Annotated in this window: 18 protein-coding genes; 1 reads left to right on the top strand and 17 read right to left on the bottom strand. The window is 29.8% G+C overall.

Annotated elements, in window-relative coordinates; translation table 11 throughout:
- Positions 1 to 74 precede the first annotated feature (74 nt).
- From dusB to ACWOA3_RS03895, 12 genes are all read right to left on the bottom strand, one after another.
- Complete coding sequence (gene dusB / locus ACWOA3_RS03840; RefSeq protein WP_003147137.1) at positions 75 to 1,082, bottom strand: tRNA dihydrouridine synthase DusB; 1,008 nt, start codon at positions 1,080 to 1,082, stop codon at positions 75 to 77.
- Between the two features lie 16 nt (positions 1,083 to 1,098).
- Positions 1,099 to 1,572 carry a 2-amino-4-hydroxy-6-hydroxymethyldihydropteridine diphosphokinase gene (gene folK, locus ACWOA3_RS03845; RefSeq protein WP_442566550.1) on the bottom strand — a complete coding sequence of 158 codons (474 nt, stop codon included), beginning with the start codon at positions 1,570 to 1,572 and terminating at the stop codon, positions 1,099 to 1,101.
- A complete protein-coding gene (gene folB, locus ACWOA3_RS03850; RefSeq protein ID WP_003147139.1) occupies positions 1,572 to 1,949 on the bottom strand; it encodes a dihydroneopterin aldolase in 378 nt (125 codons plus the stop codon). Before folB ends, folK begins: the two co-directional genes overlap by 1 nt.
- A gap of 195 nt (positions 1,950 to 2,144) precedes the next feature.
- On the bottom strand, positions 2,145 to 4,391 hold the full coding sequence (locus tag ACWOA3_RS03855) for an endonuclease/exonuclease/phosphatase family protein (RefSeq protein WP_003147140.1): 2,247 nt from the start codon (positions 4,389 to 4,391) through the stop codon (positions 2,145 to 2,147).
- Between the two features lie 185 nt (positions 4,392 to 4,576).
- Positions 4,577 to 5,764: an MFS transporter gene (locus tag ACWOA3_RS03860; protein ID WP_456884196.1), complete on the bottom strand. Its 1,188-nt coding sequence runs from the start codon at positions 5,762 to 5,764 to the stop codon at positions 4,577 to 4,579.
- A complete protein-coding gene (locus tag ACWOA3_RS03865) occupies positions 5,757 to 6,023 on the bottom strand; it encodes a DUF2087 domain-containing protein (protein WP_316451652.1) in 267 nt (88 codons plus the stop codon). Before ACWOA3_RS03865 ends, ACWOA3_RS03860 begins: the two co-directional genes overlap by 8 nt.
- A 134-nt stretch (positions 6,024 to 6,157) precedes the next feature.
- Entirely contained in the window at positions 6,158 to 6,526 is a 369-nt protein-coding gene (locus tag ACWOA3_RS03870) for a single-stranded DNA-binding protein (RefSeq protein ID WP_456884197.1), read from the bottom strand.
- Positions 6,527 to 6,591: 65 nt separating this feature from the next.
- Positions 6,592 to 6,876 carry a cupin domain-containing protein gene (locus tag ACWOA3_RS03875; RefSeq protein WP_003147144.1) on the bottom strand — a complete coding sequence of 95 codons (285 nt, stop codon included), beginning with the start codon at positions 6,874 to 6,876 and terminating at the stop codon, positions 6,592 to 6,594.
- 277 nt (positions 6,877 to 7,153) lie between these two features.
- Complete coding sequence (locus ACWOA3_RS03880; RefSeq protein ID WP_456884199.1) at positions 7,154 to 8,524, bottom strand: hypothetical protein; 1,371 nt, start codon at positions 8,522 to 8,524, stop codon at positions 7,154 to 7,156.
- 369 nt (positions 8,525 to 8,893) lie between these two features.
- Entirely contained in the window at positions 8,894 to 9,547 is a 654-nt protein-coding gene (locus ACWOA3_RS03885; RefSeq protein ID WP_456884201.1) for an NAD(P)H-binding protein, read from the bottom strand.
- A 12-nt stretch (positions 9,548 to 9,559) separates the two neighbouring features.
- Positions 9,560 to 9,919, bottom strand: coding sequence for a DUF1304 domain-containing protein (locus tag ACWOA3_RS03890; protein WP_456884202.1), 360 nt, complete (start codon positions 9,917 to 9,919; stop codon positions 9,560 to 9,562).
- A gap of 14 nt (positions 9,920 to 9,933) precedes the next feature.
- On the bottom strand, positions 9,934 to 10,347 hold the full coding sequence (locus ACWOA3_RS03895; RefSeq protein WP_456884204.1) for a MarR family winged helix-turn-helix transcriptional regulator: 414 nt from the start codon (positions 10,345 to 10,347) through the stop codon (positions 9,934 to 9,936).
- Positions 10,348 to 10,669: 322 nt separating this feature from the next.
- Here ACWOA3_RS03895 and pgtP point away from each other — a divergent pair, with 322 nt between their 5' ends.
- Entirely contained in the window at positions 10,670 to 12,007 is a 1,338-nt protein-coding gene (pgtP, locus tag ACWOA3_RS03900; protein ID WP_003147151.1) for a phosphoglycerate transporter protein PgtP, read from the top strand.
- Positions 12,008 to 12,075: 68 nt separating this feature from the next.
- On the opposite strand, the gene ACWOA3_RS03905 is transcribed toward pgtP, so the two are convergent.
- The 5 genes from ACWOA3_RS03905 to ACWOA3_RS03925 form a co-directional block, all read right to left on the bottom strand.
- The gene (locus ACWOA3_RS03905) at positions 12,076 to 12,693 is read right to left on the bottom strand and encodes a response regulator transcription factor (protein WP_003147152.1); all 618 of its coding nucleotides are present in this window, start codon (positions 12,691 to 12,693) and stop codon (positions 12,076 to 12,078) included.
- Positions 12,674 to 14,056 (bottom strand): sensor histidine kinase, encoded by a 1,383-nt coding sequence (locus ACWOA3_RS03910; RefSeq protein ID WP_456884207.1) that lies wholly within the window; start codon positions 14,054 to 14,056, stop codon positions 12,674 to 12,676. The genes ACWOA3_RS03905 and ACWOA3_RS03910 overlap by 20 nt, the downstream gene beginning before the upstream one ends.
- A 3-nt stretch (positions 14,057 to 14,059) precedes the next feature.
- Positions 14,060 to 14,959: a phosphate/phosphite/phosphonate ABC transporter substrate-binding protein gene (phnD, locus tag ACWOA3_RS03915; RefSeq protein WP_442565982.1), complete on the bottom strand. Its 900-nt coding sequence runs from the start codon at positions 14,957 to 14,959 to the stop codon at positions 14,060 to 14,062.
- A gap of 224 nt (positions 14,960 to 15,183) precedes the next feature.
- Entirely contained in the window at positions 15,184 to 15,843 is a 660-nt protein-coding gene (locus ACWOA3_RS03920) for a DNA alkylation repair protein (protein WP_442565983.1), read from the bottom strand.
- A gap of 16 nt (positions 15,844 to 15,859) precedes the next feature.
- Positions 15,860 to 17,461 (bottom strand): CTP synthase, encoded by a 1,602-nt coding sequence (locus ACWOA3_RS03925; RefSeq protein ID WP_442565984.1) that lies wholly within the window; start codon positions 17,459 to 17,461, stop codon positions 15,860 to 15,862.
- Positions 17,462 to 17,597 lie beyond the last annotated feature (136 nt).

Consider the following 17,597-nt stretch of genomic DNA (forward strand, 5'->3'; position numbering starts at 1 on the left):
AGAAACCGTACCGAATTAACTACAGTTTCTTTTTTTCTATATTTCATATGTTAATTAATCAATAATTCAATACATTAAATTATTATTTCTTTTTTAAGTGCTGCTACTCCTGATTCAAGATAATCTAAAAATTCACCAAATAAGTTTTCCATCTCTGCATATGAGTTTAAAGTATTTAATTCTTTTTTAACTTTCGCTCCACCTTTAATACCTTTCATGTAGTATGCAGCATGTTTTCTCATCTCATGTACAGCAACTTTTTCAGGTTTAATTTCCATAAGCCTTCTTAAGTGTAATAAACATACATCAATTTTTTCTCTTGGTGTTGGTTCTTCTGTTAATTCACCAGTTTCTAGATATTTTACAGTACGATATAACATCCATGGATTCCCTAAAGCTGCACGTCCAATCATAACTGCATCACAGTTAGTGTCATCTAACATTTTCTTAGCTAATTCTGGAGTCGTTACATCTCCGTTTCCTATAACTGGAATTTTAAGTTCTTTTTTAACATCTCGAATAACATCCCAGTTGGCTTTTCCACTGTACATTTGAACTTTTGTTCTACCGTGGATAGCTATTGCACTAGCTCCAGCGCGCTCTGCATTTCTTGCATTATCCATTATATAAATATGTTCATCATCCCATCCCATACGCATTTTTACAGTTACAGGCTTAGATACTGAATCTACAAGTCGAGCAATTACCTCGTATACCTTATCTGGATCAAGAAGTAATTTACTTCCAGCATCTACTTTTGTAATTTTTGGAACTGGACATCCCATATTTAAATCGATAATATCCGCTTCTGTATTTTTATCAACATACTTTGCAGCTTCTACCAAAGTATCGATTTCACCACCAAATATTTGTAAACTTAGTGGACGCTCTCTAGGATCAATATACAGCATATTCATCGTCTTTTTATTATTAAATAAAATTGCTTTATCACTAACCATTTCGGCACAAACTAATCCAGCACCAAACTCCTTAGCTGTTAGACGAAACGCAGCATTACATACACCTGCCATCGGTGCTAAAACTACTCTGTTCGGTATTTCAATTTCTCTAATTTTAAACATCTTCTATCCTTTCATTTTACAATTTTTCTTTATACAAACTAATTTTTTCTGTTATTTTGTCTAATGATTGCTTTATATTCTTACCATCAACATCTATATCTCCATACATTTCTACTAGTGGAGCTAGTACGAAATTTCTTTCATGAATATATTTATGAGGTACAATCAATCTATCATCATTAAAAACTAAATTATTATATGTAATTATATCTATATCTATCGTTCTATTTCCCCAGTGCTCTTTTCTAATACGCCCAAGTTCTAACTCTATCTTTTGAATAGTATCTAGTAGTTCATACGCTTCTAATGAAGTCTCTATTTCTATACACATATTTAGAAAGGTTTGATCAGCTACTCCACCCCATGCAGGTGTTTCGTAAATACTGCTTAGTTTTGTAATTTTAAGATTACTCGCTTCTATTTTTCTTAAAGCATCTTTTAAATACTGTTCTCGTGGCTCTATATTGGTTCCTAATGCTAGTATAATCATTATAATCCAAATCCTTCACGTGATGTTTCTACAACTACTCCACATTGTTCAAAATGATATTTTATAGGTGCAGCTGGTTTATTAATTTCTAGCTTAACATTTTCAATTTGAGGAAATTTTTCAAAAATATTTCTTAAAATTTCTCCAGCTAAGCGTTCTAATAAATTATACGTATTTGAAGTTGCAGTCTCTACCACTACATCCGCAATATCAGCATAACTTATGCTGTCTGTCATCTCATCACTGAACAACGCCTTTTTATAATCAAGCTCACACTCAATGCTAAAAATAAATTTCTGACCTAGTCTATTTTCTTCTTCAAATAACCCATGATTAGCAAATACTTCAAGATTATTTATAAATAATTTCGTCTTCATGATTAATATACCTCTCAATCATTATTTTGCTTAACTATAAAATTTTAACATATTTCGTCTTATTTCTCTAATGATTATACTTGCATATCAATAAAAAACGACTTTAAAAAAGATTTTATAACATCTCTTTTAAAGTCGTTTAAGTAAAATTCAATTTTTATTAATATTTTTACTGTGAAATTTGAAAATTTTTAATTAGTTTTTATTTCTTTTTCTTCCTAGAACGAATGCAGCAACTGCACTTAATCCAGCGAATAGAAGTGAATTAGAAGAATTTAATCCAGTTTTTGGAAGAACATTTTTCCCAGAGAAGTTTTCTCCTTTGTTTGTTTCCTCTTTTTTAGATTTAACTTGTTCAGTTGTAACTTTGCTACCTTGTTCAGCTCTTTCTTCCTTAACTTCTTTTGAATTAGCAACTTCTTGGTTTGGATTAGAAGCTACATCTTCTGAAGGTTTATTTTCTGAAACTGGTTTTACTTCAGTAGTTGGAGTAGACGCTGGACTTGTTTCAGGTGTAGTTGATACTTCTTTTTTACTGAAGTCAATTTGCACAACTACTGGATCGTGGTCAGAAGCACGTCCATGTTCTTCCATGAATGAAGCATTAATATGAACTGGAGAGAAGACTACTTTATCTTTAATATTTTTAGAAATTAAAATATTATCTAAACTTTGATTACTTCCACGGTAGAAGTATGAGTATCTGTCTCCTTGTTCATGTTCAGCCATTAAGTTAACAAGTTCATTTCCTACGATTGTTTTCACGCTATCTGAGAATTCGAAGTCATTGAAGTCACCAGTAAGAACAAATTTTAAGTTAGGATTTTGACGCAATCCTTCTTTAATGAATGCATTTAAGATTTTCGCTTCTTCTATACGTTTTGGTCTAGTATTTTCAACAGATGGTTGATTAGAACCATAAATTGCATCGTCACCTAATTTTGATTTTAAGTGGTTCGCAATTACTACGATTCTTTCACCTTTAAAATCAAATTCAGCAGCTAATGATTTTCTAACTTTTTCAAAGTGAACGCTAGTTGGATCAACTCTTGATGGATTTTTTTCAAGATGCCCATTAACGAAACGAGCAGCTTCTTCGCTTCCACCTTTCTCTTTACCGATTAATGTTACTCTATTAGGGTTATATAAGTAAGCTACCCTAATATTAGCTCCCGGTTTTCCACCGTCTTTTCCATCAACTGGAGCTATCTCAGTATATTTATAATCAGGTCCACCAAGACTTTTAATTCTTTGAGCTAATTTTTCCCCACTCTTAACTCCATCAACAGTTCCATCATTAACTCCACCATTATTATCTTGAACCTCAATAAGAGTTATGATATCAGGACTGTGAACTTCTTTTATAAATGAATTAGCAATCTTATCAACTTTCTCCTCTGGTGTTTCATCATGACCACTGTTATTTGCTGAGAAGTTTTCAATATTGTAAGAAGCAATTGTTAACTTATCTTCAGAAGGATAAATTTTAGATACTTCACGTTTTAATCCTCCATCTTGAATTGCTGGTACGCTAGATGGATCAATTTTATATGTTTTATTTTTATAAGTAACTACTCCTGTAATATTTTCATTAAAGTAGTCTTTTGCTTTTGCTACAAATTTATTCCCTACTGTAATAGGTAGTACTTCTGTATTTTGTACACCAGGACGAAGATTTACTCCACCGATGTTATTAAGTTTTTGACCTTTGTAGTCGCCTGGTAAGACATAAATATCACCTTTATATTGTGGCCCAGTAACTTTTGGTTTAGTCACTTCTACACGCATTCCCTCTAGACTTTCCCAATAATCTAAAGCTTCAGTTTCTGGATTATATTTAGTTGGTGTATTATCAACTATGTCTTTAGGCATTTTTTCAGAAATGTTTAATGCTTTTGGTAAATCCGCTTTCCCTAATTTTGTTATAGTTGCGTTAATAATTTGAGTAACTGTTAAACTTCCAGCTGGTTTTTTAAAAGTTTGACCTGGTTTTACAGAATATTCTTCCATATAACCTTCTTTAACAGTTCCTTGAACTTTTAATAAATCACCTGATTCAACTTTGTCTTTTGAAGCGACATATACCGCATCAGAAGTTTTTGGATTATTGTCTGATACTTTATCCTGAACATAGAAACCAGTTTTGTCAGTCTTAGTTACAACAACATTGTTTATTACTACTTCTTTTCCAACTAAAGGACTTTCATGGCTTTCACCTTGTACTTCCCCTATGTTTTTTACTTCTTTTGGAGCAGTAGTTTGAGGACTTGTTGTAGTCGCTCCAGTAGGTGTCACTTCATTATTTCCTGTAGTAGCCGGTGTAACTACTTCTGTTTTTACCTCAGCCGCAGAAACTTCATTGGCTTCAGCCGATAAATAAGTTGCACCTACTCCTCCTAACACTGCACTTGCTAATAATATTGATAATTTGTATTTTTTCACAATATGAACTCCTTGTATATAAGTTTATACTAATTATTTTACTATTAATCTAACTAATAAGCAACATCAATTGTTTACCCTTTTCAAAAAAATACCACTCAATAAAAACAATTATTTCCTAAACTTTGTTTTTATCGAGTGGCACCCTCATATAATATTAGCTATAAAAATTTTATTTTGATATTCTATGACTTATTAAATTTCTTTTTGAACATAGCAAGTGCAAATGATATAATAACTATTCCTATTACTCCTAAAAATACTAGCCATGTATTTTCTATACCAACTTTATCAGTCAGTACTCCATTAACTGATAATAATATTGCTACAATAATAGATTCGAAAGTATAGAATATTGAAACTACAGTTGTTCTGTTATCATCATTTTTTACTAAATATTTATGCATAAATACATTGACCTGAATACTCATCATAGTAAAGAAAATAATATACAGCATAAATAATAAAAACTTAGCATAAACATTCTGAATAAAGATAAACATTAATAACGTTCCAATATTAATAACTACAAATATATACAATACATGGAATTTTGATAACTCATTTGATAGTTTTTCATATATAAGACTTCCCAACATTCCACTAATAGAAATACCTACCCAAATATAACCAATTATATTAGTATCAAGCTTTTCAAATACCGCTTGCCATTGATTAGATGGTCCAAGATCTAAGATAGACGGAATAACGAAAAGTATCATAAGAAATACACTACTTTTCACATATAATGTTTCCTTCAGTGAGTTTTTAACCGTTCCAAATGATCCTTTTAGTTTCTCAATCGATATTTTTTGTGTAATTTCTAAGTTTTTCATAAATAAAAGTGTAATAAACAGCGAAATAATAAAAACTAGCATACTTAATATTATTGACAAACTTTTATAATAAACATACACATATTTAGCACTTATAAATCCTGCAATTGCTGAGAAAAATAATGCATACAGAGAATTTCTAGAAAGAACTTTATCAATATTTACCTCTTCATTATTTTTATTGCTTACATTTACTAACCAACTTGTTAGTGTTCCAGATTGAAACGATTCTGCAATTGCGGATAAAATCGCAGAAATATACAGTAAAATTAAACTATTGCTAAGCAATAATATTAAACCAACAACCCTAAAAACTGAACTAAGAAGAATACTATTTTTTGCCCCGATATTATCAGTTATTGCCCCGCAAGGCAGTTCTGTCATAAAAGAAGCTAACCAAAAAATTGATAAATACAACCCTACTTCAGCGAAAGAAAAATTCTTTGATAATAAGTAAATATATAAAATCGGATTAAAGAATGCTGTTGCTACTGTAACTAATATATTATATAGATAATAAAATTTAGTATTATTCATCTTTTTTTCCTACAACCTTATATATTCTTCCATAATTATCCCTATCTAAAAACTTATAGTCAACTAAGTATCTTCGAATAAGAGAATAATCCGAATGAATCTCCTTAATCGCTTCGTTTAATTCCTTTTCTGTAAACTCTAGTGATTTTTCTTTCAACATCTCTAAAACTATTTGAAGAACAAGAATCTTATTTTTTTCTTTTTTTGGTATTGTTATCAATTTATCATTCTTAAAATATTTTATTTTTACTTCTTCCATAGCACGCTTTCCTTTCAAATTTAAATTTTTATATACTATTATATACCAAATAAAATAAAAAACAAGTATAAAATTAACCTCTAACACAGTTTGTACTATGTTAGAGGTTTTGCAACCTAGTTTACTATTTATTTCTATTGCCCTAAGACAAAAACATCTTCAGCTTCTCTTTCTTCTTTCTTAGATCCTTTACTTAAAAATGAAATTTTATTAGCTATAATCTTAATTCTATAGTGGGTCACTCCGTCTTTATCTTTATAAACATTATTGTTTAAAGTACCCACTATATTGAGTAAACTTCCTTTTTCGCAGTATTTGACTGTATTTTCTGCGATTTTACCAAAAGCAGTAAATTCGAAAAATTCAGTATCATAGTTCCCTTCTTTATTCTTAAAATCAGACTGAACTGCAATAGTAGCTTTAATATAACTTACTTTTTTATCACTTTCTTTTAATTCTGGTTTTTTTACTAATCTTCCTATTAAAATTACTTGATTTAACATAATTTATCCTCCCTTAAAATAGTAATCTAGATTGCTATGAAAACATTAGGAAGATTATCTTAGTCTTATTTATTGATTAAAGTAACAAAAACTTCGCCATCTTTCAAAAATTCTGCATTAATATAATTATCACCATCAAAATGTAATACCTTACCTGGTTCTACAATATGAATTTCTTCATCGTTTAAAAACACTTTAACTTCACCTTTGACACAAGTAAATACTACTAAAGCTTCTGGATGATTATGTTTAGGAATAACATCGCCTTCTTTCCCTACTTTTTTTACTAATTTAAATCTATCATGTTTTTTTAATAAACCTGCTTCTTCAAAAATTATTCCTACGCTCATATTAATTCTCCTTTATACTATATTAATATTTATTATATTTAATTTCATTATACTCCTTTTCTGCTTAGAAAACAAATGAAATTTATAACGTTAAAATTTTCTATCATAAGTTACTATTCTAAATTCTATGAGTAATACCTTCATTATAAAACACCTCAAAAATAAACTAATTTTTGAGGTATTTCTCTCTAGTACTCTATGACCTTTGATTAATGCACAACTTTCTTAGTAAGAAGGAATAAGTGGTGTGATTTCTCACTTCGATTTTCACATTCACTTACAGGGCCCTTTTACCAATCGGTGCTGTATTTGATTTGAAAACATTTCCTACTGCCTTAAAAGCGTTACTTATCGCTGCACCTGCCGCCTTAACTTTTCCAGAAACAAAACTTCCAAATTTTGCACCTTCTTGTAATGGTGTTTTATCCATACGTTTAAATCCTTCCGCGTAATAATAAGCTTTTTCTCTTACTTGCGGAGACATTTTATGAGCATCTCTATACACACCTTTTATAAATTCGTTATTAACTTCTCTATTAAAATAACCTTTTCTTTCATATCCTATATCATGAGCTCGACATAATGCATCTAATGCATCTACTGGCTTTGGACCATTAACAATATCTCCATGTCCAGGACCACAATAATGCCCATGTAGTTGATTTAGCTTAGCTCCTGTTCTTGTCTTTATAGCATATCTTGCAATTGCTATAGTTGGTAATTTTGATATTTCTTGTGGCGTAGCAATCTTTGTCTTAGCATTAACTGCTTTATTCGTAACATATTTTTTTGATATGTTAGTAAGTTTAAGATTTTTCTGGGGTACAACTAATTTTTTAGTTAAATTAATTTTATTTGTTTTTCTTAAACTATTAACTTTTGAAGTTCCTTTTATAGCTGTTTTATTTTTTATACTGACAGCTTTATTCGATAATTTTCTATTCTTATTTTTTGAAATTACTTTTACTGAATTATTTTTCTTTGTACTCTGAATAGCACTCGTACTCGCTTTTTTATTTATAGAAACTTGTTTCCCTTTTGAATTTCTATTTGTTTGACCTTTTTGTGAAACGTTCCCTTTTAAATTAGAAGTTTTTCTTCCTAAGCTTACACTAGTCCCTTTTGAACTTGAAGTTTTTCCTCCTAAGCTTACACTAGCCCCTTTTGAACTTGAAGTTTTTCCTCCTAAGCTTACATTAGCCCCTTTTGAACTTGAAGTTTTTCCTCCTAAGTTTGCACTAGTCCCTTTTGAACTTGAAGCTTTTCCTCCTAAGCTTGCACTAGTCCCTTTTGAACTTGAACTTCTGCTTCCTGAGTGTGTACTGCTTCCTTTTGAACTTGAACTTCTACTTCCTGAGTGTGTACTGCTTCCTTTTGAGCTTGAACTTCTACTTCCTGAGTGTGCACTACTTCCTTTTGAACTCGAACTTCTACTTCCTGAGTGCGCACTACTTCCTTTTGAACTTGAGCTTCTGCCTCCTGAATGCGAACTACCACCCTTCGAACTTGAACCTCGTCCTCCTGAACTTGCACTACTTCCTTTTGAGCTCGAACTACTTTTTGCAAAAGCTTCATGTTTTACATCTGTTATTGCAGCTGCTCCACAAAGAATAGTAGTTAATGCGAATATTGTTAACCCTTTTTTCATACTGTTATCTCCTTTTTAATATGTAGATTTAAGAAAACTATTTTTTAAATAGTTTACTTTAAAAGATACTATATCATAATAATATTTTCTTTTCAATAAAAAATATATCTCAATAAATTTAATTTTAAAAGATATTAATATCTTTTAAATAACACTTATCTCTAAATAATTATATATTTTCAAAAGTATGACAATTAAATTTTTATATATTTAAGACAATAAATAATTAATCATTTAAATCTACATAACTTTGTCACCTTACTAAAAAATAATATTTATATATTCTGTACATTATATATCTTTTTTTATTTTTATCATTATTAATAAATTTCTTATTAAAAATATAAAAAAACTTAATGTATAATATCATTAAGTTTCTTTAAAATCAGAATAAGTATATATCCCTTTTTCTTTATATTTTATCGCAAATCTAACTATTTCTTTCCCTAATATCCCTACTTCAATAGGACTATATTTTTTAAATTTCCCACGTAGTATAGGCTTAAGTACTGGAGATAATTTAATGAAAAAATCTTCCATCACTCTCTTATCAGCTCTCTTAGCAATTAATAATGACGGTCTATATATTCTCAAAGTTCCTAAATTCATTTTTTGTAATTGTTCTTCCAATTCTCCTTTTAAAGAAGAGTAGAAGCTTTTAAATCTGCTATTTGCTCCAACTGCCGATACAACATTAAAACTCCTAACTCTTCCTTCACAAATTTTCGCGAAGTTAATTGTGTAATCCAAATCTATTTTGCGTTGGTTTTCCTTAGTTTTGGCTATTTTTATCGTTGTTCCAAGACTTGCAAATACATCTGCATCTTTTAGAATGCTTGTATCAAAATTTAAATTTTCAAAATCAACTATTATTTTAGTTAATCTTTCTTCATCAGCTAACTTGTCTATTGACTGCCTTCCAAGAATATATACTTTGTTATAAAAGTCATCTGCTAAGATTTTTTTTAATATTTCTTTACCTACAGCACCTGTAGCTCCAATGATTACCGCCGTTTTCTCCATTTTATCGCACCTCTAGAAGAATAATGATATTAAAGCTAAAATAGGTAATCCACCTTGCCTTAATATTATTTTTTTATCACTTGTTAAACCACCATATATAGCAACTAGTATAATATAAACCAATAGCAATCCTACTATTTCTTTAGGATTTTTTGATATAAATGCACCATATAATAATGCTACACCTAATAGGCCATTATAAATACCTTGGTTTCTGAATAATATGTTTAAATTCGGTCTTTTCAATTCTTCTTTTGATATATTAAATACTCTACTTGTACTGTCTGAATCTGTTACAAAAGTTTCTAAGTACATTATATAGAAAAATAGCACTGCTACTAACACTGTTAAAATGGTTGATATTATATTCATTTTATACCTCTTTCTTAAATTAAGCTTTTATTAAATTTATCTAATAATTTAGTCAGTTTTTTTAGATCATCATCTGTAAAATCCTCACTGATAATATTTCTGATATCAGTATCTTTAGTACAACTATCAATTTTGTTTTTTGAAGCTTCAGTTATTTCTACATAAATTTCTCTATTGTTTTCTTTATTACGACGCTTATTAATATATCCTGCTTCTTCTAATATTTTCAAATGTCTAGTTATAGCAGCTGCGTCTATTTCTAAAATCTTAGATATCTGTTTAGGTGTTGCTACATCAACTTCATATAAGTATTTTATAATTTGAAATCTTGTTAGGCTTATCCCTATTTTTTTCTCAAATATATGAGCAATCTTTCTCTCTAACACTTTCAAATCATGCAATAGATTTACATATTTTCTTACATCCATCCACATAACCTCCTCTTTTATTGACTAGTCAATTATAGATTGCCATTATTATATCTTTTTATCATTGACTTATCAACTATTAACTCTGTAAGGTATTTTCTGACATGTACTGTAAGGTATTTTCTAAAAGAGAAAAACTTTATAAAAATACATTTACAAAGGTTTATTGGTTATATATAATATTTTTATAAGTTAACTATTTTTCAAAAGTAAACTATTTATTAAAAGTTTGACGTCAAAGTTTTTAATAAGTAAGCTTAATATGAATTAAGTTTATCTAAAGTTTAAAATAATACATTATTGAAGTAAAGGAGGAATTTTTATGTTCTCATTTTTAAGAGCTTCAGCACCAAAACCGAGAATTGATAGTTCTCGTACTGATGCTGAATATAAAAAACTTCGATGGCAAGTATTCTCAGGAGTCTTCATTGGATACGCAGCATACTATCTAATTAGAAAAAACTTCTCACTTGCTATCCCTTATTTAATTGATCAATATGGTTACTCTAAAGCTGATTTAGGGAAAGTTTCTCTTGCCCTTTCTTTAGCTTATGGTTTCAGTAAATTCATCATGGGTAACGTTTCAGATAGAAGTAATCCTAAGTACTTTATTACTATTGGTTTAGTTGCCTCTGCTGCTGTCAGCTTAATTTTCGGTCTTGTTCCTGCAGTACTTTCTTCATTAACATTAATGATTTTCTTATCAGCACTTAACGGATGGTTCCAAGGTATGGGATACCCACCTGGTGCTAAAACAATGACTAACTGGTTCTCTGCTTCTGAGCGTGGGGCCTGGTGGAGTTGGTGGAATGTTTCTCACAACCTTGGTGGTGGATTAATCGGTCCTCTTGCACTTTTAGGACTTTCAGTTTTTGGTGCTTGGCAATCATTATTCTACTTACCAGCGACTATTGCTATTATCTTAGCAATTATTATGTTTTATCTAATGAAAGATACTCCAGAGTCTGAAGGTTTACCTCCTGTAGACGAATGGAAAGGTGAAAAAATTGTAGAAAAAGTTGAGTCTGCTCACACATTATCAGCAAAAGATATTTTCTTTAAATACATTATTAACAACAAATTCCTATGGGCTATCGCAGTCGCTAACGTATTCGTATACTTTGTACGTTACGGAATTATCGACTGGGCACCTACTTACTTAAAAGAAGTAAAACACTTCTCTGTTGACAAACAAAGTTGGGCTTACTTCTTATATGAATATGCTGGTATCTTCGGTATGCTAACTAGTGGATACTTAAGTGATAAAGTGTTTAAAGGACACCGTGCTCCTCCTATGTTATTATTCTTAACTGGAGTTCTTGTAGCTGTTTTCATTTACTGGAAAAACCCTCCAGGAAACCCATTAGTAGATAATATCTGTCTTGTAGCTATCGGATTCTTAATCTATGGACCTGTTATGATGATTGGTCTTCAAGCAGCAGACTTAGTTCCACGTGTTGCTACAGGTACTGCAACTGGGCTTACTGGTTTATTCGGTTACCTACTTGGATCAGCAAGCGCTGGTTACGTTATGGGTAAACTTGTTGATGTCTTTGGATGGAATGGTGGTTTCTACGCATTAATCGTTTCTTGCGTATTAGCATTTGTATTCATCTCATTAACACTATTCAAAAAAACATCTAAACAGTTAGAAAATTAATAAATAAATATCTCTATCAGACAAGATTTTTAATCCTCCTTATTCTGATAGAGATATTTTTCTTTTGGTTATAATATAAGGTTATTTTTTAAATATTCCACTAATTCACTTCTTTTTTTAGTATTTGTTTTTTCCATAAGGCGTTTTTTGTATGTATCCACAGTTTTAACACTTAGAAACAATTTCTCTCCAATATCTGTCAGAGTATACCCTTCAACTATATATCTCCCTACCTCTTTTTCTCGTTCACTAAGTTCTATTTCTTTATCTTCTTTAAATAGTTCATAGAAGATTGTAGCATACTTATCATTTAAGTATATTTCATCTTTTACTATAACTTTATCAATTGCTTGCAAGATTTCTTCATGAGCAGTGCTTTTTGTTACGTAACCCGAGGCTCCCAGTCTCAAAGCTTTTTTTATATATGATTTATCTTCATGCATACTTAATATAATTACTTTAGCATCGAGTTTTTTCTCTTTTATAATTTCTAATATATCGTATCCACTCCCGTCAGGCAATGAAATATCACAAATAAATAAATTATATATATTATCTTTAATTTTTTCCAAAAATTCAGTTTTACTTGCACAATCATCAATGACACTGATTTTTTCATCATCTTCTAAAAGTACTTTTATGCCAATTTTTATTAGTTTATGGTCATCAATCAATAATATCTTCATCAGCTTTCTCCTCTATCACTTCAGTCTTAAATTTACAAGTTAGTATTGTAGAATATTTTTTATTATGTAAAACCTTAAACTCCCCTGAAAAATCTAAAATCCTTTCTTGTATTCCATAAATTCCTAATCGTCCTTCTTTTTTAGCCTTCTCTACACGTTCTTTAGTTAATCCAATACCATTATCGGCAATACTCAAGATAATGTAATCTGCATTCCCATAAAGTTTAATCTGTACTTCTGTTGCTCCTGAATGGCGTTTTATATTAGATAACGATTCTTGAATTATACGATAGAGGGTTATATCAAAATTATTATTCTTTCCACCTCTATAGTTTGTATAAAAATCCACTTCGATATTATATAATTTTTTATAATCTTCTATGTATTTTATAAGCACTTCTTCTAAACTCAATTCTGAACTTGGTGGTCTTAAATTTACTGCAATATTTCTTATGTTTGTTAAACTATTTTCTATCTCTGTTTGTATTAATAGTAATCTATCTTTTTTTCTTTCATCACTTTCTTTTTCTACAAGATTACTCAATAAAAACAACAAGCTTGCTAAAGACTGACTTACCTCGTCATGTAATTCCCTAGAAAGCATTTTTCTTTCTTCTTCTTGAATTCTGAATATTTTGTTTAATAAATAGTTATTCAATTTCTTGTTTTTTCTATTTGACTCAACCATTTTATTAATAGAGCTAACAAGAACATGGAAATCACGGCTATAATTATCTTTTTCTATTTTTTTTCTATAGTCTCCTTCTCTTATAATTTCATCTGTAACTAGAGTTAAATCTTGAACAGGGCGTTCAATCATTTTTGAAATATAGTAAGCAATTATTAACAACATAAGAAATACTATCATATTTAAAAATAATATTCTTAAAAACTGCGTGTATGTTTTAACATAAATATCTTTTGTGTAAAATCCTATCCTTATATATCCGATATTTACATCATCTATAGGAGAAATATATTCTAATAATTCTCCTCTTGAGCTCCCATATCTTTTAAAATTATTTAATTGTTCGGTATTAAATGTTAAAAGTTTCTCTGGAACACCTTTTAAAGTTTTCCCTAATATATTTTTCTCATTATCGTAAATAACTATATATGCTACCTCTTTATTTACTGATGCACTATGAATTTTTTGATATATTTCATAAGTATTTTCTGTTTTTATGTTCTCTGAAATATTTCCTGATAATTGGTAATAAGTTTGAGTTATTCTATCTTTCAATGCACCTTCAAGTATATTTTTATTATTAGCATACGTATATACTAGAACAACACTCAAATATACTGTATAAATTACCACAAAAAATATTATAATTTTATTTTTTATCTTCAACTTATCCATTTTCTAATCCTCGCTTATTAGATTTGGATAATCACTTGCTTTTGTTTCTACATATTTTTCAATCTGAAGTTGAGATAATGTATTCTTTATTGAATTATCCTTGTTTATAGAAAGTAATATATTCTTAATTTTTTCTTTATCTTCATAATTTTTATGACTAACTACTGGACCAGTCGCTACCTCTGGGAATGTCTTTATTACTTTAACATTGTTAGCTACTTCTGGAAAATTATTTTGTATATATTGTAAAGCCCAGTCATCAATTATAGCTGCCGACGCTGTTCCACTTGCAACTTGGTTTATCGATTCCTCATGGCTATGCGTAAAATAATTACTACTAAAAAATTTATTAACTATTATTCCATTTTTTTTAAAATAGTCATTTAATGCTAAATACCCGGAATAACTATAAGTATCAACAAAAGCAAAACTCATATTTTTTAAATCCTCTATCTCCTTTATACTTGAGTCTTTTTTAGCGATGACTATAGGATGATAATATGCTTTTCCCCTATTTGGTCTAGCTAAAAGTTCTAATGAATCCTTATCTTCATATAATGAATATGCTCCTGTTGATAAAAATGCAATATCTATTTTATTATTTTTCAATAGAATATTTATATCTCTATAACTTTTTTTTTGAATCAATTTAACCTTTTTATTTAGTTTTTCACCGATGTAATTAGCTAATTCTTTCTCCAAGATATAACTCTTATTATCTCCTGCTACCGAAATCAATCCTATTCTCAAGTTTTCATCATCATTATTAGTATTATCAATAGACTCCGTTACATTTGAAAAATCAATATATTCTTCTTGCTTATTTTTCAAAATAAACGGTAGAATTATTAATAGTACAACCGAAAGAATTACTACAAAAAAACTTGTAACTATTCTCTTCATTATATTTCACCTCTATTATTATAAAACTTATTATTAGACTAAAAAATATTATCACATAAAAATTTTGTTTATAATATCTTCCTAAGTATATTATTGTATTTTTAAAGCTACATTATAGTATAAAATTTATATTAAATTCCATTTATTAATAGTATAACATTATATTAATATTGAAAAAAGAGAAAATCACTCATTTAAATATAAGCAATTTTCTCTAACTAATCCTATAAATATTTCATCGCTTCTCTTAAACTAAGATTCGCCATTTCACTTCTATTTTTTTCTATGAATTTCCTAACCCATTCTGGATTAACTTTTGAATAATCTCGAAGTGCCCATCCTATAGCTTTATTAATGAAAAATTCACCATCAGATAAATTATCTTCTAGTATTGTTTCTAATAAAAGTTTATCTACATTCTCTTTGAATGATAATTGATGTAAAATAGCTACTCTTCTTAACCAGATGTTGTTTTCTTTTTTTGACCATTCTAACATCAAAGTTTTTAATTCCTTGTTACGATTCACAACATCACCAATAATCTTAGATAGTAAATCAACTGTATCCCACCAAGATTTAGTAACTACAAGATACTTTAGCTTTGAAATATCACCTTTTTTTAGAAATTTTTGCATAGCTTTTAAATAATACACTACCGCATATTGAAATTCTCTTTCTTCTTTATTCCAACAAGTTTCAATAAAATTCCAATCTATTTCTTTTGTTTTTCTAGCTGTAGGAAAATACTTCTTAAATAATTCTGTTCTTTTCGGTCCTCTTATACCAAGAAAGTTGAATTTATCCCGCATGTACTTTCCCATTGATTCAGCTAAAAGTTCATTACGATTGTTTTCAAGTTCTGTGATTAAACCTGATAATTTCATATTAAATCTCTACTTCTTATCTTTTATTTTCTAAACTTGCTTTAATGAATCCAGCGAATAATGGGTGTGCTTTTTCTGGACGTGATTTGAATTCTGGGTGGAATTGACCTGCAACGAACCATGGGTGTTCAGGAATCTCTACTATTTCTACAAGTTTTCCATCTGGACTCACACCTGATAATACCATACCTTTTTGAGATAAACGATCACGATAGAAGTTGTTGAATTCGTATCTGTGACGGTGACGCTCAGTAATGTTGATTTCCCCATATTCTCTGTGTGCTACAGATCCTTCTGTTAATGTACAAGGGTAACTTCCTAAACGTAAAGTTCCTCCCATTTCAACAACATTTTCTTGATCTGCTAATAAGTTAATAATTGGGTATGGTGTATTTGGATCTAATTCAGATGAATGTGCTCCAGTTAATCCACATACATTACGTGCAAACTCAACAGCAGCAAGTTGCATACCTAAGCAAATACCGAAGAACGGAACATTGTTTTCACGTGCATATTTAATAGTTGTGATTTTACCTTCTACTCCACGATCACCAAATCCACCAGGAACTAAAATTCCATCTGCATCTTTAAGATATTCATGTACATTTTCTTCTGTAATATCTTCAGATTGGATCCAATCAATTTTTACTTTAGCATTGTGTTTATATCCAGCGTGTTTAAGTGATTCTACGACTGAAATATAAGCATCATGAAGTTCTACATATTTACCTACTAATGCAATCCTTACATTTTCTTTTAAGTTATCTACTCTCTCTACTAATGATAACCATTCAGTCATATCAGCTTCTGGTGCTGTTAAACCAAAGTGATTTAATACGATATCATCAATTTTTTGAGCTTTAAGATTTACTGGTAATTGATATAAATTACTTACATCGCGACTTTCAATAACATTTTGTTTAGGAATGTCACAGAATAATGAAATTTTAGCACGTAGTTCATCGTTTAGAGCAAGCTCATTTCTCACTACGATAATATCTGGTTGAATACCTAATCCACGTAATTCTTTTACTGATTGTTGAGTTGGTTTAGTTTTCATTTCTCCAGCAGCTTTAATATATGGTAATAATGTACAGTGAATGAAACATACATTATCACGACCTAAATCACTACGGATTTGACGGATAGCTTCTAAGAATGGTAAAGATTCGATATCTCCTGTTGTTCCACCGATTTCAGTAATAACTACGTCTGCATCACTAGATTCTCCTGCTAATAATACACGAGATTTTATTTCGTTAGTTACGTGAGGAATTACTTGAACTGTTCCTCCTAAATAATCTCCACGACGTTCTTTTTCGATAATTGAAGAATAAACACGTCCTGCAGTTACGTTAGAATATTGTCCTAAGTTAACATCGATGAATCTCTCATAGTGCCCTAAGTCTAAATCTGTTTCTGCTCCATCTTCTGTAACGAAAACTTCTCCATGTTGATATGGACTCATTGTTCCTGGGTCAACGTTTAAATATGGATCAAACTTTTGTAATGTTACCTTTAATCCTCTATTTTTTAATACACGACCTACTGATGCCGCTACAATCCCTTTTCCTAATGATGAAACTACTCCACCTGTTACAAAAATATACTTTGTCATTGTGTTCTCCTTCTATTAAAAAATAATAAACCCCCTACGAAATTATCGCAGGGGGTGGTTTCTTAAATCACTCTTTAAGAGTGCCCGTATATTATTCTAGCATAACGTAATATTTTTAGCAACTAAAATAATTCGA

The organism is Gemella taiwanensis, assembly GCF_054054385.1.